Source organism: Telluria beijingensis (assembly GCF_030770395.1).
Taxonomy (GTDB): domain Bacteria; phylum Pseudomonadota; class Gammaproteobacteria; order Burkholderiales; family Burkholderiaceae_D; genus Telluria; species Telluria beijingensis.
The window spans coordinates 3,020,690-3,038,080 of the sequence record NZ_CP132480.1 but is presented as its reverse complement, the minus strand read 5'-3'; the positions used below and the strand labels follow the sequence as shown (position 1 = coordinate 3,038,080).

Sequence of the window (17,391 nt, the reverse complement as noted above, 5' to 3'; positions counted from 1 at the left end):
CTCAATCCGCGATCGTCGCCACCACCGGCGCATGATCCGACGGCTGTTCCCACTTGCGCGTCTCGCGGTCGATATGGCAGGCGGTGCAGCGCTCGGCCAGCGCCTTCGACAGCAGGATGTGGTCGATGCGCAGCCCGCGGTTGCGGCGGAACGCCATCTGCCGGTAATCCCACCAGCTGTACTGCTTTTCAGGCTGGTCGAACAGGCGGAACGCGTCGGACAGCCCCAGCGCCATCAGTTCCTGCAGCGCAGCGCGCTCGGGAATCGAGAAATGGATGCGGCCTTCCCATTCGGCCGGGTCGTGCACGTCGCGCGCCTCGGGGGCGATATTGTAGTCGCCTAGGATCGCGAAGCGCTCGTGCGCGGCCATCTCGGCCGCCACCCAGGTGCGCAGCGCCTCGAGCCAGGCCAGCTTATAGGCATATTTGTCGGAACCGACTTCCTGGCCGTTCGGCACGTAGGCACAGATGAAGCGCACGCCGTCGATTGTCGCCGCCAGCAGGCGCTGCTGCGCGTCTTCGTAATGCGGGTTGTTCCTTACCACGTCTTCGATCGGGTGCTTCGACAGGATGGCGACGCCGTTATACGTCTTCTGGCCAGAAAACGCGACCTGGTAGCCGGCCGCGTTCAGCTCGGCCAGCGGGAACTTGTCGTCGGTCAGTTTGGTTTCCTGAATACACAGGGCATCGACGGGATTAGCTTCCAGCCATTGCAGCAAATGCGAGAGACGAACTTTCAGGGAATTAACATTCCAGGTGACTAATTTCATGCTTTTATGTGTGTCATGGTAGAGTGTTGGCTGTAACATACTGTCGTGCGGCCAAATTGCTTGCCAATCAGCTATTATTGCCGGGTTTGCGGCTTGTAGCGATGCCGAGTTCTCTCCAACGAGGGAAATACGGACGTGTGCTTGGTTAAGCCGCAACAGGTGATAATAAAATTAATTGATAGCTTGCTAAACGGTATTGCTCCAATGTCGCGTCGGAGCTATAACGTGGGTAGGTCGCCGCAGCAAAGCTATGGTCGACGTTGTTGGTTTGTTGCTTTCTGGTAATAATAAAATTGCGTAAGGGCAACTTCCATTGTACCATTAGCGTACCGTGAAGCCGGTTCGGTCAGGCCGCACGTTGTCGCAGACCATCGATGTGCGGTAGTGGTACTATTGTGAAATATCGAGTTTCACGAGTTAATAATCCGAACGCAGATTTGAAAAGGATAGAAATGCGTAGTGCATTTGAAGCGTGGGCCCAGCGTGAGGGCCACATCGTTCGCCGCCGCGAAGACAAACCCGAGGAATACCTCGTTTTCGAAACCCAGCGCCGTTGGGTGATCTGGCAGGCAGCACTGGCGCATGGCGCCAAGGCCGCCGCCGATACCCCATCGAAGTTCGCCAAGGATGGCGCGGCGCCCGCGATTGCCCAAGATGAAGCGGCAGTGCGCAACCGCGTGCTGAACGAAGTGCTGGACGCCTTCAGCGAACTGGACGAGACCGCCGGCATGGAAGGCGTGCTCAAGGTTATCCAGGGCCTGAAGAAAAAGCAGAAGGCCGAGGCCGAGAAGGTCTGATCCGGCTTTCCAGGCATGCCGATACGTTACCGCCATTACAAGGGCGGCATCTACGAGCTGGTATGCGAAGCGGTGCTCGAAGCCGACCACACACCCGTGGTCGTCTATCGCGGCCAGGATGGCGTCGTGTGGGTAAGGCCCCGTGACGCATTCTTCGGAGAAGTGACGGTCGACGGCACGACGCTGCCGCGCTTCGCTCTCCTCGACGCACCGCCTGCCTGAGCGCAGGCGCGAAGGACTTCAGTTATGGCGACATGCTGCCGTTAAAGAGGTATCTGCCTTTTGACGGTCCCCATGTTCTTCCTATCTCGCCCGTTTGCCCTTGCCGTCTTCGCCCCGCTGCTCTTGCTGGGCGGATGCGCCACCGTGTCCGATTCCCCCGTGCAGCAGATCGAGGTGCGCGCCGTGCTCGATTACCGCGAGATCGGCGGGGTCGGTTGCATTCTCAGCAATGACGTCGGCCGCTGGTACATGATCGCGCCGGGCCGCGTGACCGTCACCCGCAGCAGCCAGCCGATCTCGATCAGCTGCAAGAAGGGCGCGTCCGCCAGCGCCGCCGAGGTGGTCCAGTCCAGGCTCGATACGTCCAACCTGGTGGGCAACCTCGTCACCACGGCCGGCCTCGGCTATCTCGTCGACCGCCATTCGGGCGCTGGGTATGGCTATCCGGCCATCCTGACGGTGCTGATGCAGCCGTCGGCGCCGCCGCCGGAAGCGGTGGAGGCGAGCCCGCTCGCAACCCGGGTGTTCTGAGCTCCCTAAAACGAAACAGCCCCGCATGCGGGGCTGTTTCGTTTCAATGCGCCAGGCGGCGATTACACCCGATTCATCAGGAAGGTCGTCAGCAGCGGCACCGGACGGCCGGTCGCGCCCTTGTTCGCACCCGATTTCCAGGCGGTGCCGGCGATGTCCAGGTGGGCCCAGGTGTACTTGCGGGTGAAGTTCTCCAGGAAGCAGGCTGCGGTGATCGAGGCCGCGCCCGGGGTGCCGATATTGGCCAGGTCGGCGAAGTTCGACTTGAGCTGGTCGTTGTAGATCTCGCCCAGCGGGAAGCGCCATGCCACGTCGCCCGCCTGCTTGCCGGCGTCCAGCAGCTCGGTCGCCAGCTGGTCGTGGGCGGCGTCGTCGCGGGTGAACAGGCCGCTGGTGTGGTGGCCCAGGGCCACGATGCAGGCGCCGGTCAGGGTCGCGATGTCGACCACGGCGGCCGGCTTGAAGCGCTCGGCATAGGTCAGGGCGTCGCACAGGATCAGGCGGCCTTCGGCGTCGGTGTTGAGCACTTCGATGGTAGTGCCGTTCATCGCGGTGACGATGTCGCCCGGCTTGGTCGCGCGGCCCGACGGCATGTTCTCGCAGGCGGCGACGATGCCGACGACATTGAGCTTCAGGCCCATCTCGCCGATGGCGCGGAAGGTGCCGAGCACCGAGCCGGCGCCGCACATATCGTATTTCATTTCGTCCATGCCGGGACCTGGCTTGAGCGAGATGCCGCCGGTGTCGAAGGTGATGCCCTTGCCGACCAGGACCACCGGCGCGTCCTTCGACTTGCCGCCGTTGTGCTTGAGGACGATGAACTTCGGCGCTTCGTCGCTGCCGCGCGTCACCGACAGGAAGCTGCCCATCTTGAGCGCTTCGAGTTGCTTGCGTTCCAGGACTTCGATGTCGAAGCCGTAGTCCTCGGCCAGCTTGCGCGCGGTGTTGGCGAGGAAGGTCGGGGTGCAGACGTTCGGCGACAGGTTGCCCAGTTCCTTGGTCAGGTTCATGCCATTGGCGATGGCCGCGGCCTGGGCCAGGGTCGCCTTGTTCACGCCTGCCTCGGGGACGGCGACGACGATCTTGCGCACGCCGGCAATGGCCGGATCCTTCTTGCTCTTCTGGCCGTCGGTGCGGAATTCGGCTTCGCTGGCGGCGATCACGAGCGCGCGCAGCGCCCAGTTTGCGTCGCGCTCTTTCACGCTGTCGAGCGGGAATGCGATAATGGCGTCCGCCGCGCCGAGGGTCGAGAAGGCTTTCAGCGTGGCGGTGACGCCGGTCGTGAAGCTTTTCTCGCTGGCGACGTCGTCGCTACCCAGGCCGACCAGCAGCACGCGCGTAGCGGCCACGCCAGCCACGCCGCGCAGCAGCAGGGTCGAACCGGGCTTGCCGCTGATGTCGCCCGACTTGAGCGCCGCGCTGATGTCGCCGTTCACATCGAGTGCTTTTGCCGCAGCCGACAGTTTCTTGTTCTCGTACACCGCAACCGCGATGCAGCCGGATTTCGCAGCGGCCAGGGTGTTTTTTGTGTCGAATGCTTTTATGCTAAAGTCCATTTGGTTCTCCGTATCGATGTTTGGCGGCGGACTGCCTAATCTGCAATTATAACGACTCTATTGAATGATTTTCCGACGTTCCCTGCAACGTGAATTGGCGAGCGCCGCGGGCGCGACGTTCACGGTGCTGTTTTCCATCCTCGTCACCTGGACCCTGATCGCCATCCTCGGCCGGGCCGCGGGCGGCAAGGTGGCATCCGGCGACGTGCTGGCGCTGATCGTGTTCCGCAGCGCCGAGCTCTTGCCGATCATCCTTATCCTCACGTCCTTTATTGCCGTGGTCGCGACCATCACGCGCAGCTACCGCGATTCCGAAATGGTGGTCTGGTTCGCCTCGGGTCAATCCCTCCTCGGGTGGATCCGGCCGGTCCTGACGCTGGGCTTGCCGATGGTGGCCCTGGTCGGCGCGCTGTCCTTCGTCGTCACGCCCTGGGCCAAGATGAAGAGCGCCGAATTCGTCGAGCGCTTCCAGAAGCGCGAAGACCTGCAGCGCGTGGCGCCCGGCCAGTTCCGCGAATCGAGCTCGAGCGACCGCGTGTTCTTCGTCGAACGCAGCGCCGAAGGCTCCACCGTGGTGCAGAATGTGTTCGTCGGCGGCGTCGATGGCGACAGCCACTCGGTGGTCGTGGCCAAGCAGGGCGTGATCGAGTCGGACGGCAAGGGCGGCCAGTTCCTGGTGCTCAGCAATGGCCGCCGCTACGAAGGCGTGCCGGGCCAGGCCGATTTCCAGACCATGGAATTCGAGCGCTACAGCATGCGGGTGGCCACCCAGGCGCCGATGCTCGGCGCCGACGTGCCGGTGTCGGCCCTGTCCACGCCGGCGCTGTTGATCGCCCCCAACCGCTTTACCCAGGCCGAACTGCTGGCCCGTATCGCGGCGCCGATCACCTGCCTCGTCCTGATGCTCCTGGCGATTCCGCTCGGCTTCGTCAATCCGCGCGCGGGGTCGTCGGCCAACCTGATCATCGCCTTGTTGATCTTCTTCACCTATAACAACCTGGTGCGCCTGACCGAGGCCAGCGTCAAGCAGGGCAAGCTGGCCTTCGCCATGGGCTGGTGGCCGCTGCACCTGGCGGCGCTGCTGGTCGTGGTGGGGCTGTTCGCCTGGCGACTGAACGTGAACCACCGTTACCATCCGCTGGTGTTGATCAATGGCTTCAAGCGCCGCCGTTTCTTGAAAAAAGCGGCTGCGCCCAAGCGTGAAGAGGCGCGCGCAGAATGAAAATCCTCCAACGCTATTTCGCCGTCAATATTTTCCAGGCGGTGGCCTTCGTGCTGGCGGCCTTCCTGGCGCTGGTCGCCTTCATGGACCTGACCAGCATCCTGCCGTCGGTGGGCAAGAACGACTTCGGCATGCAGCATGCCTTGCTGTATGTGCTGTTGCTGGTGCCGGGCAATGTGTACCAGGTGATGCCGGTGGCGGCCCTGATCGGCACCATCTATACGATGGCGCAGTTCGCCTCGAGTTCCGAATTCACCATCATGCGCGCCTCGTCGATGTCGACCCGCCAGGCCGCCATGATGCTGTTTAAAATCGGCGCCGTGTTCGTGCTGATCGCATTCGTGTTCGGCGAACTGATTACGCCGCGCACGGCCCCGGTCGCCGAGCGCATGCGCCTGACCGCCAAGGGCGGTTCGGTGTCGGCCGAATTCCGCTCGGGCATGTGGACCAAGGACAGCGTGCATGCGGACGGCGTGCGCGGCAACATCACCGGTTCGCGCTTCTTCAATGTGCGCCGCATCGCCCCCGACGGCCAGCTCGAGGACGTGCGCCTCTATGAGTTCGACAACAATATGCGCATCCGCTCGATCGTCACGGCGGCGCACGGCGCTTATGGCGGCAACAATACCTGGCGCCTGTCCAACGTCACCGAGACCATGTTCGCGAACAGCCGCGAGCTGCCCGCGCCCGGCTCGGCTGTCCCGGCCGGGCAGACCATCCAGAGCACCTATGGGCAGGAGACAGCCTCGGTCTCGACCCGCAAGCTCGACAGCTATGTGCTCGCGTCCGAGATCACGCCCAAGATCCTGTCGGTGTCTCGCTCCGACCCCGAACGCATGTCGGCCGCCGAACTGGCCGTCTACACGCGCCACCTGGCCGAAAACCGGCAAGAGACCGAACGCTTCAAGGTCGCGTTCTGGAAGAAGGTCATCGACCCGTTCTCGATCTTCGTGCTGATGGCGCTGGCGCTGCCGTTCGCCTACCTGCACACGCGCAGCGGCGGCGTGAGCCTCAAGATCTTCATCGGCATCATGATCGGGGTGAGCTTCCTGCTCATCAATTCGCTGTTCTCGCACCTGGGCGTGCTGACCATCCTGCCGGCCTTCCTGACGGCGGTGGCGCCGAGCATGCTGTTCCTGCTGATGGCGCTCGGGGCGCTGTGGTGGGTGGAGAGGCATTGATGACGCGCGGACTGATCCTGTTCGCCCACGGCGCGCGCGCCGCTTCCTGGGCGGCGCCGTTCGAACGGCTGCGCGATGCGACGCAGGCCCAGGCGCCGGATGCCGAGGTGGCGCTGGCCTTCCTCGAATTGATGACGCCCAGCCTGCCGGACACGGTGGCGGCAATGGTCGCGCGCGGGATCGATCGGGTGACGGTGGTGCCGGTATTCCTGGGGCAGGGCGGGCACCTGCTGCGCGACCTGCCGGCCCTGTGCGATACGATCCGCGCCGCGCATCCCGGATTGACGCTCGACGTGGTGGGCGCCATCGGCGAGGACGCCGGGGTGCAGAGGGCGATGACCGATTACTGCGTGGCCGCGCTCGATAATCAACCCGGTTGAGCGTTATCTCGCCGTATAAGCGTGCTTGACGAGAAACTCGTCGATGGCGTCGCAGCCCCGCTGTTGAACCGCCTTGTCGGGCTGGGGAAATCCGCTATCCGGCTTTCCTCTTGGGGTGAAGAGGTGTCCGACATCATCGTGCGAGAGCCCGGAAAACCAGGCGCAGGTATTCGAAGCGATCGAGGACGGCATCGCCTTCGTGCCGTGGTGGTAACGCTTACGATGCCTGGTGCTCGCGCCTGGCGAGCGCCTCGCCCATCATCACCAGCACCGGTCCATGACCGGGCTCGAGACCACGCGCGAGATCAGTCAGCGTCAGGCGCAGGATGCGTTCGTCGGCGCGGCTGCAGTTCTCCACGACCACCACCGGCAGATCGGGGCGCCGGCCTTCGGCCAGCAGGCGTTCGGCGGTGGCCGCGGCTTCGCGTCCGCCCATGTACTGGACCAGGGTGTCGGTTTCTGGAAGCGCAGGATGATCCGGCTCGTCCGGCGCCGTGCTCGAGGTGAAGAAGGCGACGCTGCGCGCGAGGCCGCGCTTGGTCAAGGGTTGCTTGGTCGCCGCCGCCGCCGCCACCGCGGTAGTGATGCCGGGGACGACTTCGACCTCGATGCCTTCGGCTTCCAGCGCGCGCAATTCTTCGTCGGCGCGGCCGAACAGCATCGGATCGCCGCCTTTCAGGCGAACCACCAGCGCATATTTGCCGGCGCAGTCGACCAGCTGCTCGTTGATCAGCGTCTGCGCCATCGAGCGCTGGCCCGAGCGCTTGCCGACCGAGATTTTCTCGGCCCGCAGGCACAGTTCCAGCATCTCGGGCGTGACGAGGGCGTCATACAGCACCACGTCGGCCTGCGCCAGCAGGCGCGCGCCGCGCACCGTGATGAGATCAGCTGCGCCGGGACCGGCTCCTACGAGATACACTTTGCCCAGCGCCGCCATACGATTCCCTAATAATTACTCTTCGATGCGGATCATACCCGCTGCGACGGTCTGGTGGGTGACTTCGTCGATCAGGATGAAAGCGCCGGTGGCGCGGATGTCGGCGTAGGCGTCGGCCGCCAGCGGCTGCTGCACCGTCAACTGCACGCGCGCGATGTCGTTCAGCTTCAGGCCTTCTGCCGGGTGGCGTTCCTGCGTGTTGACGTCCAGGATGGTGTCCAGGCGCGCCACCTTGGCCGCGGTCTGGCGGGTGCCGTGCTTGATCCAGTATTTGCGGCGCAGGTCGAGCGGCTCGTCGGCCATCCAGCACACGTCGGCCGTCACCTGCTTGAGCAGGGTCGCCGGCTGCTCGGCGCCCGCCAGCATGTCGCCGCGCGAGACATCCACGTATTCGTTCAGCACCAGGGTCACCGACTGGCCGGCCACGGCCGATTCCAGCTTGCCGTCGAAGGTGACGATCTCCTTGACGGTCGCGCTCTGGTTGGAAGGCTGCACCGTCAGCTTGTCGCCGACCTTGACCGCGCCCGACTCGATGCGGCCCATATAGCCGCGGAAGTCGTTGGCTTCGTGGCCGTTGTGGCGCGCCACCAGCTGCACCGGGAAGCGGAATGGCGCGGCGTGCGATGCGTCGTAGACCGACAGCGATTCGAGCAGCTCGATCAGGGTCGGGCCTTCGTACCACGCCAGTTTTTCAGATTTTTCGACCACATTGTCGCCGGCCAGCGCCGACAGCGGGATCGGGGTGATGTCCTTCAGGCCCAGCGATTGCGCGAACTTCTGGTACTCGGCGACGATGCGCTCATAGACGCCGCGGTCGTAATCGACCAGGTCCATCTTGTTCACGGCCACCACCACGTGCTCGATCTGCAGCAGCTTGGCGATGGTCGAATGGCGCTTGGTCTGCGTGAGCAGCTGCACGCTGCCGTCGTCGCCCAATTTGACCTTCGAGACGTCGATCAGGATGATCACGGCGTCGGCGGTCGAGGCGCCGGTGACCATATTGCGGGTGTACTGCTCGTGGCCCGGGGTGTCGGCGATGATGAATTTGCGCTTCGGCGTGGCGAAGTAACGGTAGGCCACGTCGATCGTGATGCCCTGTTCGCGCTCGGCTTCCAGGCCATCGGTCAGCAGCGACAGGTCGATGGTGTCGCCCACGGTGCGCTTGTGCTTGGCGCGCGAGACGGCGGCCAGCTGGTCGGCGAAGATGCCCTTGCTGTCGAACAGCAGGCGGCCGATCAGGGTGCTCTTGCCATCGTCCACCGAGCCGGCGGTGATGAAGCGCAGCAGGGTCGAGCCGGCCTGTTGGTCGGCGAAATTGTCGGTACGGGCGTTCATCAGAAGTATCCTGCTTTCTTGCGTTTTTCCATCGAGGCTTCGGAAGTCTGGTCGTCCATCCGGGTCGCGCCGCGCTCCGTGATGTCGGTGATGGCGGTCTCGGCGATGATGCCGTCCACGGTGTCCGCATCGGACGCTACCGGGCAGGTGCACGAGATGTCGCCCACGGTCCGGAAGCGCACGGTACGGGTCTCGACCGTCTCGCCCTCGCGCGCCGGGGTGAGTGGGGTCAGCGGCACCAGCAGGCCATTACGCGGGATCACTTCGCGCTGGTGGGCGAAATAAATCGACGGCAGCGCCAGGCGTTCGCGGGCGATGTACTGCCACACGTCCAGCTCGGTCCAGTTCGAGATCGGGAACACGCGCATGTTCTCGCCCGGGTGCACGCGGGTGTTATACAGGTCCCACAGCTCGGGGCGCTGGGCCTTTGGATCCCACTGGCCGAATTCGTCGCGGAACGAGAAGATCCGTTCCTTTGCGCGCGCTTTTTCTTCATCGCGGCGGGCGCCGCCGATGCAGGCGTCGAAGCCGTGTTCGGCGATGGTTTCCAGCAGGGTCACGGCCTGGGCCGCATTGCGCGAGTCGGTCTGCGGATTGCGCAGGCGCACGGTGCCGCGCTTGATCGAGTCCTCGACGCTGCCGACGATCAGGCGTTCGCCCAGTTCTGCGGCGCGCGCATCGCGGAAGGCGATCACTTCATCGAAATTGTGGCCGGTATCGATGTGCACCAGCGGGAAGGGGAATTTGCCCGGGCGGAAAGCCTTTTCGGCCAGGCGCAGCAGGACGACCGAGTCCTTGCCGCCCGAGAACAGCAGGGCGGGGTTGCTGCATTCGGCCGCCACTTCGCGCAGGATGTGGATAGCTTCCGATTCCAGGGCATCCAGGTGGGCGGCATTCACATCGCTCAGTACCAGGTTGTCGGTAATAGTTGTCATGGCTGTGCCTGTCGTTTATTGGGGCGTGGCTTCGGCAGCCACGGATTTGATGCGAATGAGTTTGCCGTCCACTACGTGCAGCCCGCATTCCTTCGATTCCGGGTTTTCCCACCACCAGCGTCCGGCGCGCACGTCCTCGCCCGGCTGGATGGCGCGGGTGCAGGGTTCGCAGCCGATCGAGGGGTAACCGCGGTCGTGCAGGGCATTGTAGGGCACGTCGTTCTGGCGCAGGTAATCCCAGATGTCCTGCTCGCTCCAGTCGGCCAGCGGATTGAATTTCTGCATGCCGTGGCCCTGGTCGTCTTCCTGCACCGCCAGTTCGGCGCGGGTGCTCGACTGGGCGCGGCGCTGGCCGGTGATCCAGGCCTTGTTGCCGGCCAGGGCGCGGCCGAGCGGCTCGACCTTGCGGATGCGGCAGCATTCCTTGCGCATCTCGACGCTGTCGTAGAAGGCGTTCAGGCCGTGGTCGGCGACGTAGCGCTCGACGGCCTCTGGCTGTGGGCGGAACAGGGCGATGTCGTAGTCGTAATTCTCCTTGACGCGCTCGACCATCGACAGCGTTTCGGCGTGCAGGCGGCCGGTCTCGAGCGAGAAGATCCCGATCGGCAGTTTTGCCTTGAGGATCAGGTCGGTCAGCACCATGTCTTCGGCCGCCAGGCTCGATGCGAACACGGCGGGTGTGAAATCGCGGGCAATACGGGTCAGTATCGCGTGGGTTTCAGCCACGCGATGATGCAGGTCGCTCATGGTAAAAGCTCCTAGATGCCGGCGCCGATGTCGCGATGTTCGGCCGGCGTATCGCGTGGCACCCGGCGGAACAGCGGGATCGGATTGTCGACCGTCGCCTGGTAGGTTTCCGAAAATACCGACAGGCCCTTGACCGCGTCATGGATGCTGCGGTCTTGCCTGGTGGCGTAGGCATCGAAGCCGCAGCGCGCCATCTGGAACAACTGGTCGCGCAGCACGTCGCCGATCGCGCGCAATTCTCCGGTCCAGCCCAGGCGCTTGCGGAGGTTGTAGGCGATCGAGTAGCCGCGGCCATCGGTGAATTTCGGGAAATCGATGGCGATCACGGTAAAGCGCTGCAGGTCGTCCTTGATGCTTGCCGCGCTTTCGTCCGGCGCCAGCCACACGCCCAGTTCGGCACGGTCGGCCAGCGCATCGCGCTGGGCCTGCCATACGGCCAGCGGCACGATGATCTTGCCGGCAGGGACCTCGACCGCGTCGGCGGTCTGTCCCTCGTCGAGCTTGAGCACGCTCCAGTCGTCGTCGACCACTTCGCGACCCTTGATGATCTGTGGGTGTCGATTAAGCATAGTGGTCTTCTCCTACCAGTTCCTGCGCCGGGATCGGCGTGGCGTACACATGTTCCTTGAATGGGGCGACGCCCAGGCGCTGCACGGTGTCGACAAAGCGCTCACCTTCGATGCGACAGCGCACATAGACGTCGAGCAGGCGGCCGATGACTTCGGGCATCTGCACCGCCGAGAACGACGGTCCGATGATCTTGCCGATGGCGGAGTCATTGCCCTGGGCGCCGCCGATCGACACCTGGTACCACTCGCTGCCATCCTTGTCGACGCCCAGCACGCCAATATTGCCGACGTGGTGGTGGCCGCAGGCGTTGATGCAGCCCGAGATATTCAGTTCGATGTCGCCGATATCGTGCTGGAAATCCAGGTCGTCGAAACGCTCGGCGATGGCCGCCGCGATCGGCAGCGACTTCGCATTCGCCAGCGAGCAGTAGTCGCCGCCGGGGCAGGCGATGATGTCGGTCAAGAGGCCGATATTCGGCGTCGCCATGCCTTTCGACTTGGCCAGTTGCCAGACTTCGAACAATTTACTTTGCTCGACGTCGGCCAGCACCAGGTTCTGCTCGTGGGTCACGCGCACCTGGCCGAAGCTGAAGCGGTCGGCCAGTTCGGCCACGAAATCCATCTGCTCGGCGGTGGCGTCGCCCGGCGGCACGCCGGTCTTCTTGAGCGACAGCACGACGGCGGCATAGCCCGGCACCTTGTGCGGTTTGACGTTGCGGTTGAGCCAATTGGCGAAGGCGCGGTTATCTGGCTGCGAAGCGGCGACATCAGTGTCGGCCAGTTCGCGGTAGGCGTGCGGCTGGAACCACTTGGCCACGCGGTCGAATTCTTCCTGCGTCAGCGTTTCGGGGCCATCCTTCAGGTCGGCCCATTCTTCTTCGACCTGGCGGGTGAATTCCTCGACACCGAGCGCCTTGAGCAGGATCTTGATGCGGGCCTTGTACTTGTTGTCGCGGCGGCCGTGGGTGTTATACACGCGCATTACCGCCTCAGTGTAGGTCAGCAGGTGCTTCCATGGCAGGAAGTCGCGGATCACGCTGCCCAGGATCGGGGTGCGGCCCATGCCGCCGCCGGCCATGAACTTGAAGCCGACTTCGCCCGCCTCGTTGTACACCACGGTCAGGCCGATATCGTGCACGGCGATGGCGGCGCGGTCTTCCAGCGCGCCATTGATCGCGACCTTGAACTTGCGCGGCAAGGCCAGGAATTCTGGGTGGAAGGTGCTCCATTGGCGCAGGATTTCGGCAAACGGACGCGGATCGATGATCTCGTCGGCCGCGACACCGGCGAATTCGTCGGTGGTAATGTTACGGATGCAGTTGCCCGAGGTTTGGATCGCATGCATCTCGACCGAGGCCAGGTCGGTCAGGATGTCCGGCGTCTGCTCCAGCTCGATCCAGTTGTACTGGATGTTCTGGCGCGTGGTGAAGTGGCCGTAGCCGCGGTCATACTTGCGGGCGATATGGGCGAACATGCGCACCTGGTCCGCCGACAGCAGGCCGTACGGCACCGCGACGCGCAGCATATAGGCGTGGCGCTGCATGTACAGGCCATTCTGCAGGCGCAGCGGCACGAATTCTTCTTCGAGCAGCTCGCCGCTCAGGCGGCGGGCGACCTGGTCGCGGTACTGGGCGATGCGCTCGCGCACGATAAGGTGGTCGTAATGGTCGTAACGGTACATGTGCTGGGTCCGTGCTGGGTCCGTATGAGGGAAGGCGGATGGTGTTCGCCCATTAAATAATGTCCCGATGATACGGAGCTAAGCTTATATTCCAAACTACGGATAATTTATTTGCTTATATACGTAACTCGAATAAGCATCTTAGAATGTCGTTCGCAAGCAGATTGATGCCACTTTCACAACAATAATTATCAAATGAATCTCCACCAACTACGCTTCGTGCGCGAAGCCGTGCGCCAGAACTACAATCTGACCGATGCCGCCAAGGCATTGTTCACGTCGCAGCCCGGGGTCTCGAAGGCCATCATCGAGCTCGAAGAAGAGCTGGGCGTCGACATCTTCACCCGACATGGCAAGCGCATCCGCGGCCTGACCGAGCCGGGGCGGCTGGTGCTGCAATCGGTCGAGCTGATCATGCAGGAAATCGACAGCCTGAAACGCATCGGCAAGGAATACGCGGCCCACGACAGCGGCAGCTTCACCATCGCCACCACCCACACCCAGGCCCGCTACATGCTGCCGAAGGTGGTGCAGGGCTTCATGCAGAAGTATCCGAAGGTGCGCCTGTCGCTACTGCAGGGCAATCCGAAGCAGATCGCCGACATGGTCAAGAACGACCAGGCCGACCTGGCGATCGCCACCGAGTCGATCACCGCCGTGGACGGCCTGATCACCTTGCCGGCTTACCAGTGGGAACACGTGGTGGTGGCCCCGCCCGACCACCCGCTGTTCAAGTCGCGCGCGATCTCGCTGGAAGAGATCGCTACTTACCCCGTGATCACGTATGATGCCGCCTTCGCCGGCCGCAGCAAGATCGACCACGCCTTCGGCCTGCGCAACCTGAAGCCGGACGTGCTGCTGGAAGCGATCGACGCCGACGTGATCAAGACCTATGTCGAGCTGGGCATGGGCATCGGCATCATCGCCGGCATGGCTTTCGATGCGGAGCGCGACCGCAACCTGCGCGCGCTGCCGGTCGGCCACCTGTTCGGCATGAACACCTCGCGCGTGGCGATCAAGCAGGGCGCCTACCTGCGCAGCTATATCTATACCTTCATCGAACTGCTGACGCCGACGCTGACCCGCAAGATGGTCGAGTCGGCGATGCGCGGTGGGGAAAACTACGAACTTTGAAGTACGACGAACTTTTACTGGATACACAGATGGACAAGAACCCGATCATTGCTTATTACGACAGTGTGGCAGGTTGGTACGATACCCTCAGGGATGACTACTCGGAGGAGCAGCAGGAAGACCTGCAAGAGGCCCACGAACAAATATCCACGCTGCTCGCGGGACATCGCGTGCTCGAGTTGGGTTGTGGTACCGGTGCCTGGAGCGAAGTGCTGGCCGAGACCGCCGAATATGTCCTGGCGACCGACATTAGCGTCAACATGTTCGACGTGGCGCGCATGCATGGGGATGACCTTCAGAACGTCGAGTATCGCCAGATCGATGCACTCGACCTCCCCGACGATCTGGACAGCAGTGGCGACGGCTTCAGTGCCGTGTTCATGGCCGGCCTTTGGTCGCGCCTGACGCGTGAGCAAGGTGACGCCCTGCTTCAGTCGCTCAAGAAGCGCCTGGGCAAGGACGTGCTGCTGGTGATCTTCGATGACGCCTATGTGGAGGGCGAAAGCGCCACGATCGCACGCACCGACCTGCAGGGCAATACGCATGAGTTCAAGATCGATGCCGAAGGCATTCGCCACGAGCTGGTCAAGAACTACCCGACCGACAGCTCCCTGCGCAAGCGCCTGGACAAAGTCGGCCGCGAGATCAAGATTGCACGCTGGGAGTTTTATTGGGTGCTGACTTGCCGCCTGAAGTGATGCCTCAGGACCTGCACATCTGGGTCGATGCCGATGCCTGTCCCGGCGTGGTCAAGGACATCCTGTTCCGGGTGGCCGAGCGCCTGCAACTGCACGTCACGCTGGTGGCGAACCAGTTGATCCGGGTGCCGGGCTCGCGCTTCATCCGCGCGCTGCAGGTGCCGGCCGGGGCGGATGCGGCCGACGCCGAGATCGTGGCGCGCGTAAACGCCGGCGACATCGTCGTCACCGGGGACATCCCGCTGGCGGCGCTGGTGCTGGACAAGGGCGGCCTGCCGCTCAACCCGCGCGGCGAGTGGTACACCAGGGACACCATCGCCCAGCAGCTGACGATGCGCGCCTTCATGGAAGAGTTGCGCGGCAGCGGCGTCGACACCGGCGGGCCGGCGGCCTTCAGCCAGGCGGATCGCCAGAATTTCGCCAATGCGCTCGATCGGGAGCTGGCGCGGCGCAAATCGGCGACGCCGACAAGGCGGTAGCGTGGACGGTTGTCGTTGTCCTGACGACCCTGCTCCGTCCGCTTGGTTTTCGCGGAGGGAGAAAGCTATTGATCGTGCTGCGTCTTACTGGCTTACGTAGTATCGGACATCCGACCCGGACCAGAGTTCCGATCCAGGCCCTCCATGCATAGGCCGCCCAGGCGGACCGCATCGACATGCGCCTGGCCAGCGCCACCATATGGCCGACCGGCGGACGCTGGCCGTCGTCGCGCCACACCATGGTCAGCGGCGCGGAGAGGGTGGGTGGGGCGTCCTGGATCGCGCAATAGACCACGCGCCGCGCATGGAAGCCCTGCATCGATGCCGGCACCGCCGACACGCCGGCGCCGGCCGCGACCAGGCTGATATTGGTCAGCATGCGCTCGACCTCGATCGCGACGTGCGGCACGAAGCCGGCCTGGACGCAGGCCTCGATCAGGTTGCCATACATGCCTGGTGCGCCGCTGCGCCGCACCAGGATGAACGGTTCGTCGCGCAGCGCCAGCAGCGGCACCTTCGGCAGCGTGCCCGCGGCGTGGGCCGGGATCGCCGCATGCCCGGCGGGTAGCACCAGCAGCAGATCTTCTTCGAGCAGGGTATGGAAGGTCAAGCCATCCGGCCGGCTGGCGGGCCGGCGCAGGAAGGCGATATCGAGCTTGCCCTGCGCTACCTCGTCGGTGAGCTCGGCCGCATTGCGCTCGCGGAAGTCGAGCACGACCTGCGGCCACTGTTCGCGATAGGTCCGGGTCAGCGCCGGAATGGCCTGGTGGGCCGCGGCCGAACTGGTGAAACCGATCGACAGGACACCTTCGACGCCCTGGCTGATCCGCCCGGCGCGCTCCACCGCAGTGTCGAGCCGTGCCAGGATCGCCCTCGCTTCTTCCACGAAGACCTGGCCTCCCGCCGTCAGCGCCGCGCCTTTCGGATGGCGCCGGAACAGCGCGAATCCGAGTTCCCGCTCGAGCGCCCGGATCTGCTGCTGAGGGGCGGTTGCTGCATGCCGAGGCGCTCGGCGGCGCGCGTGAAATGGCCTTCCTCGGCCACGACCAGGAAATACCGTAAATGTCGGAGTTCCATTTGCCTCTATATTTTTTATATATGATGTGTCTTTCAAGATATTACGTCGAAAGACAGGCTGGTCAGGCTCGCGCGGCTCTCAGGAAAAGAACCGCGGATCGTAGAGCCAGCGCCTGAGCGTGGTGGCGGCGATCGCGGCGCTGCCGCCGTGCGCCGGATGGATCAGCACATTGTATTCGTCGGGCACGATCACGGAAGGGACCAGCAGCAGCGCGCTTTCCAGCGATGCGATCCAGGCGTCGCCGGCAGCGATCGACGTGAGTCCGAAAGGAATCGCATCCGAGCCGGCCGGCGCCGGATCGAGTACCTGGCGCTCGTCCCAGACGGCATCGGGGATATCGATCCGGACCAGGTAGCGGTTGAATGGCAGGCTGTCGCGCATGAAGTAATGCATCGTTTCGAGCGTCGCCAGGGCGATCGTGCTGGCGCAGTAGACGACTGGCACGCCCTGGCTATTCCAGCGTCCGCCGGTAGCCTTGGCGCCGAGCCCCAGCAAGTCGTGCGCCGGGTAATCGGGCGTTTCGACCGCGATCCGCCAGGCCGCGACGCTCACGCATAGACTCCGCTCTGGCTCATCGCGAGCAGATTCGCCAGCAACTTCTGGCCTTCGAACGTGTCCATATAACTGGCGGGGGTGGCGCCCGCGAGCGCCGGCACCGGATTGGCGAGCCAACCCGCAAGCCAGCGCGCCGCATCGAAACCGGCCGGATCGCCCGACTGTTCGACCATGGCTTGCACCGTGCCGATCAGCATCTCGATGCCCAGCACGCGCTCGGACTCGTCCTTGGACAAGAGGGCGGCGTTTTTCTCCTTGCGGCTGATTGTGGCGCGCGACATGCCGAGGATCGCCAGCAGGTTTTCCTTGCTGATCCCCATGCGCGCCGCGAGGTCGCCGATGCGGGCAGCGGGAATGCCTTGCCGGATGATGTCGATCCGGGTCTGCGGATCGGCAAGGTATGCGCTGCTCACCTCGGCGACATGGCGGCCATGTGCACCGGCAGGGGAGCTTGCTGGATAGGTGTGGGCGCCGGGCGTTACGGCAGGGGAGGTGCCGGTCGCTGTCTTGGGTTTTTTCAGGCTGGCCATGATTGTCTCCAGTGAGACTCTAGTCTAGGCCAAGTGAGACCCCTGCCAGACTGTA

21 protein-coding genes are annotated in these 17,391 nt (G+C 63.9%); 9 read left to right on the top strand and 12 right to left on the bottom strand.

Annotated elements, in window-relative coordinates; genetic code table 11:
- Position 1: 1 nt before the first annotated feature.
- Positions 2-769, bottom strand: a complete 768-nt coding sequence (gene xth / locus Q9246_RS13475; protein WP_306391075.1) for an exodeoxyribonuclease III — start codon at positions 767-769, stop codon at positions 2-4.
- A 452-nt stretch (positions 770-1,221) separates the two neighbouring features.
- On the opposite strand from xth, the gene Q9246_RS13470 reads away from it, so the two are divergent.
- From Q9246_RS13470 to Q9246_RS13460, 3 genes are all read left to right on the top strand, one after another.
- Positions 1,222-1,566: a phiTE_015 family protein gene (locus tag Q9246_RS13470; protein ID WP_306391074.1), complete on the top strand. Its 345-nt coding sequence runs from the start codon at positions 1,222-1,224 to the stop codon at positions 1,564-1,566.
- 15 nt (positions 1,567-1,581) lie between these two features.
- Complete coding sequence (locus Q9246_RS13465) at positions 1,582-1,788, top strand: DUF1653 domain-containing protein (protein WP_306391073.1); 207 nt, start codon at positions 1,582-1,584, stop codon at positions 1,786-1,788.
- Between the two features lie 144 nt (positions 1,789-1,932).
- Positions 1,933-2,319, top strand: coding sequence for a hypothetical protein (locus tag Q9246_RS13460; RefSeq protein ID WP_306391071.1), 387 nt, complete (start codon positions 1,933-1,935; stop codon positions 2,317-2,319).
- Positions 2,320-2,381: 62 nt separating this feature from the next.
- On the opposite strand, the gene Q9246_RS13455 is transcribed toward Q9246_RS13460, so the two are convergent.
- Complete coding sequence (locus Q9246_RS13455; RefSeq protein ID WP_306391070.1) at positions 2,382-3,875, bottom strand: leucyl aminopeptidase; 1,494 nt, start codon at positions 3,873-3,875, stop codon at positions 2,382-2,384.
- A 64-nt stretch (positions 3,876-3,939) separates the two neighbouring features.
- On the opposite strand from Q9246_RS13455, the gene lptF reads away from it, so the two are divergent.
- From lptF to Q9246_RS13440, 3 genes are read left to right on the top strand one after another with little or no spacing between them, the layout of a single operon-like run.
- On the top strand, positions 3,940-5,097 hold the full coding sequence (gene lptF / locus Q9246_RS13450) for an LPS export ABC transporter permease LptF (RefSeq protein ID WP_306391068.1): 1,158 nt from the start codon (positions 3,940-3,942) through the stop codon (positions 5,095-5,097).
- The gene (lptG, locus tag Q9246_RS13445; RefSeq protein ID WP_306391066.1) at positions 5,094-6,278 is read left to right on the top strand and encodes an LPS export ABC transporter permease LptG; all 1,185 of its coding nucleotides are present in this window, start codon (positions 5,094-5,096) and stop codon (positions 6,276-6,278) included. Before lptF ends, lptG begins: the two co-directional genes overlap by 4 nt.
- Positions 6,278-6,658, top strand: coding sequence for a sirohydrochlorin chelatase (locus Q9246_RS13440; protein WP_306391065.1), 381 nt, complete (start codon positions 6,278-6,280; stop codon positions 6,656-6,658). Before lptG ends, Q9246_RS13440 begins: the two co-directional genes overlap by 1 nt.
- Before the next feature lie 217 nt (positions 6,659-6,875).
- Here Q9246_RS13440 and cobA read toward each other — a convergent pair whose 3' ends face one another.
- The 6 genes from cobA to Q9246_RS13410 are packed head-to-tail and all read right to left on the bottom strand — an operon-like array spanning position 6,876 to position 12,862.
- Positions 6,876-7,595, bottom strand: a complete 720-nt coding sequence (cobA, locus tag Q9246_RS13435; protein ID WP_306391064.1) for a uroporphyrinogen-III C-methyltransferase — start codon at positions 7,593-7,595, stop codon at positions 6,876-6,878.
- Positions 7,596-7,610: 15 nt separating this feature from the next.
- Complete coding sequence (locus Q9246_RS13430; RefSeq protein ID WP_306391063.1) at positions 7,611-8,930, bottom strand: sulfate adenylyltransferase subunit 1; 1,320 nt, start codon at positions 8,928-8,930, stop codon at positions 7,611-7,613.
- Entirely contained in the window at positions 8,930-9,865 is a 936-nt protein-coding gene (gene cysD, locus Q9246_RS13425; protein WP_306391062.1) for a sulfate adenylyltransferase subunit CysD, read from the bottom strand. The genes Q9246_RS13430 and cysD overlap by 1 nt, the downstream gene beginning before the upstream one ends.
- Before the next feature lie 15 nt (positions 9,866-9,880).
- A complete protein-coding gene (locus Q9246_RS13420) occupies positions 9,881-10,612 on the bottom strand; it encodes a phosphoadenylyl-sulfate reductase (RefSeq protein WP_306391061.1) in 732 nt (243 codons plus the stop codon).
- An 11-nt stretch (positions 10,613-10,623) separates the two neighbouring features.
- A complete protein-coding gene (locus Q9246_RS13415; RefSeq protein ID WP_306391060.1) occupies positions 10,624-11,181 on the bottom strand; it encodes a DUF934 domain-containing protein in 558 nt (185 codons plus the stop codon).
- On the bottom strand, positions 11,174-12,862 hold the full coding sequence (locus Q9246_RS13410) for a nitrite/sulfite reductase (protein WP_306391059.1): 1,689 nt from the start codon (positions 12,860-12,862) through the stop codon (positions 11,174-11,176). Before Q9246_RS13410 ends, Q9246_RS13415 begins: the two co-directional genes overlap by 8 nt.
- Positions 12,863-13,057: 195 nt before the next feature.
- Here Q9246_RS13410 and Q9246_RS13405 point away from each other — a divergent pair, with 195 nt between their 5' ends.
- Genes Q9246_RS13405 through Q9246_RS13395 form a run of 3 tightly spaced genes read left to right on the top strand, consistent with a single transcriptional unit; the run spans position 13,058 to position 15,173 of the window.
- Positions 13,058-13,996: a CysB family HTH-type transcriptional regulator gene (locus Q9246_RS13405; protein WP_306391058.1), complete on the top strand. Its 939-nt coding sequence runs from the start codon at positions 13,058-13,060 to the stop codon at positions 13,994-13,996.
- 29 nt (positions 13,997-14,025) lie between these two features.
- The gene (locus Q9246_RS13400) at positions 14,026-14,694 is read left to right on the top strand and encodes a methyltransferase domain-containing protein (RefSeq protein WP_306391057.1); all 669 of its coding nucleotides are present in this window, start codon (positions 14,026-14,028) and stop codon (positions 14,692-14,694) included.
- An 11-nt stretch (positions 14,695-14,705) separates the two neighbouring features.
- Positions 14,706-15,173, top strand: coding sequence for a YaiI/YqxD family protein (locus tag Q9246_RS13395; RefSeq protein ID WP_306398166.1), 468 nt, complete (start codon positions 14,706-14,708; stop codon positions 15,171-15,173).
- On the opposite strand, the gene Q9246_RS13390 is transcribed toward Q9246_RS13395, so the two are convergent.
- The 4 genes from Q9246_RS13390 to Q9246_RS13375 all read right to left on the bottom strand — a co-directional run bounded on the left by Q9246_RS13390 (position 15,088) and on the right by Q9246_RS13375 (position 17,336).
- Entirely contained in the window at positions 15,088-16,059 is a 972-nt protein-coding gene (locus Q9246_RS13390; RefSeq protein WP_306391055.1) for a LysR substrate-binding domain-containing protein, read from the bottom strand. The genes Q9246_RS13395 and Q9246_RS13390 overlap by 86 nt on opposite strands.
- A 20-nt stretch (positions 16,060-16,079) precedes the next feature.
- Positions 16,080-16,250 (bottom strand): LysR family transcriptional regulator, encoded by a 171-nt coding sequence (locus tag Q9246_RS13385; protein WP_306391054.1) that lies wholly within the window; start codon positions 16,248-16,250, stop codon positions 16,080-16,082.
- A gap of 79 nt (positions 16,251-16,329) precedes the next feature.
- Positions 16,330-16,803 (bottom strand): RES family NAD+ phosphorylase, encoded by a 474-nt coding sequence (locus tag Q9246_RS13380; RefSeq protein ID WP_306391053.1) that lies wholly within the window; start codon positions 16,801-16,803, stop codon positions 16,330-16,332.
- Positions 16,800-17,336, bottom strand: a complete 537-nt coding sequence (locus Q9246_RS13375; RefSeq protein ID WP_306391052.1) for an antitoxin Xre-like helix-turn-helix domain-containing protein — start codon at positions 17,334-17,336, stop codon at positions 16,800-16,802. The genes Q9246_RS13380 and Q9246_RS13375 overlap by 4 nt, the downstream gene beginning before the upstream one ends.
- Between the last annotated feature and the right edge of the window lie 55 nt (positions 17,337-17,391).

Excerpts from the sequence above, each read along its gene's own strand:
- xth (WP_306391075.1), bottom strand. The coding sequence starts at position 769 with ATGAAATTAGTCACCTGGAATGTTAATTCCCTGAAAGTTCGTCTCTCG.
- Q9246_RS13470 (WP_306391074.1), top strand. The coding sequence starts at position 1,222 with ATGCGTAGTGCATTTGAAGCGTGGGCCCAGCGTGAGGGCCACATCGTT.
- Q9246_RS13465 (WP_306391073.1), top strand. The coding sequence starts at position 1,582 with ATGCCGATACGTTACCGCCATTACAAGGGCGGCATCTACGAGCTGGTA.
- Q9246_RS13455 (WP_306391070.1), bottom strand. The coding sequence starts at position 3,875 with ATGGACTTTAGCATAAAAGCATTCGACACAAAAAACACCCTGGCCGCT.
- lptF (WP_306391068.1), top strand. The coding sequence starts at position 3,940 with ATGATTTTCCGACGTTCCCTGCAACGTGAATTGGCGAGCGCCGCGGGC.
- lptG (WP_306391066.1), top strand. The coding sequence starts at position 5,094 with ATGAAAATCCTCCAACGCTATTTCGCCGTCAATATTTTCCAGGCGGTG.
- Q9246_RS13440 (WP_306391065.1), top strand. The coding sequence starts at position 6,278 with ATGACGCGCGGACTGATCCTGTTCGCCCACGGCGCGCGCGCCGCTTCC.
- cobA (WP_306391064.1), bottom strand. The coding sequence starts at position 7,595 with ATGGCGGCGCTGGGCAAAGTGTATCTCGTAGGAGCCGGTCCCGGCGCA.
- Q9246_RS13430 (WP_306391063.1), bottom strand. The coding sequence starts at position 8,930 with ATGAACGCCCGTACCGACAATTTCGCCGACCAACAGGCCGGCTCGACC.
- cysD (WP_306391062.1), bottom strand. The coding sequence starts at position 9,865 with ATGACAACTATTACCGACAACCTGGTACTGAGCGATGTGAATGCCGCC.
- Q9246_RS13420 (WP_306391061.1), bottom strand. The coding sequence starts at position 10,612 with ATGAGCGACCTGCATCATCGCGTGGCTGAAACCCACGCGATACTGACC.
- Q9246_RS13415 (WP_306391060.1), bottom strand. The coding sequence starts at position 11,181 with ATGCTTAATCGACACCCACAGATCATCAAGGGTCGCGAAGTGGTCGAC.
- Q9246_RS13410 (WP_306391059.1), bottom strand. The coding sequence starts at position 12,862 with ATGTACCGTTACGACCATTACGACCACCTTATCGTGCGCGAGCGCATC.
- Q9246_RS13405 (WP_306391058.1), top strand. The coding sequence starts at position 13,058 with ATGAATCTCCACCAACTACGCTTCGTGCGCGAAGCCGTGCGCCAGAAC.
- Q9246_RS13400 (WP_306391057.1), top strand. The coding sequence starts at position 14,026 with ATGGACAAGAACCCGATCATTGCTTATTACGACAGTGTGGCAGGTTGG.
- Q9246_RS13385 (WP_306391054.1), bottom strand. The coding sequence starts at position 16,250 with ATGGAACTCCGACATTTACGGTATTTCCTGGTCGTGGCCGAGGAAGGC.
- Q9246_RS13375 (WP_306391052.1), bottom strand. The coding sequence starts at position 17,336 with ATGGCCAGCCTGAAAAAACCCAAGACAGCGACCGGCACCTCCCCTGCC.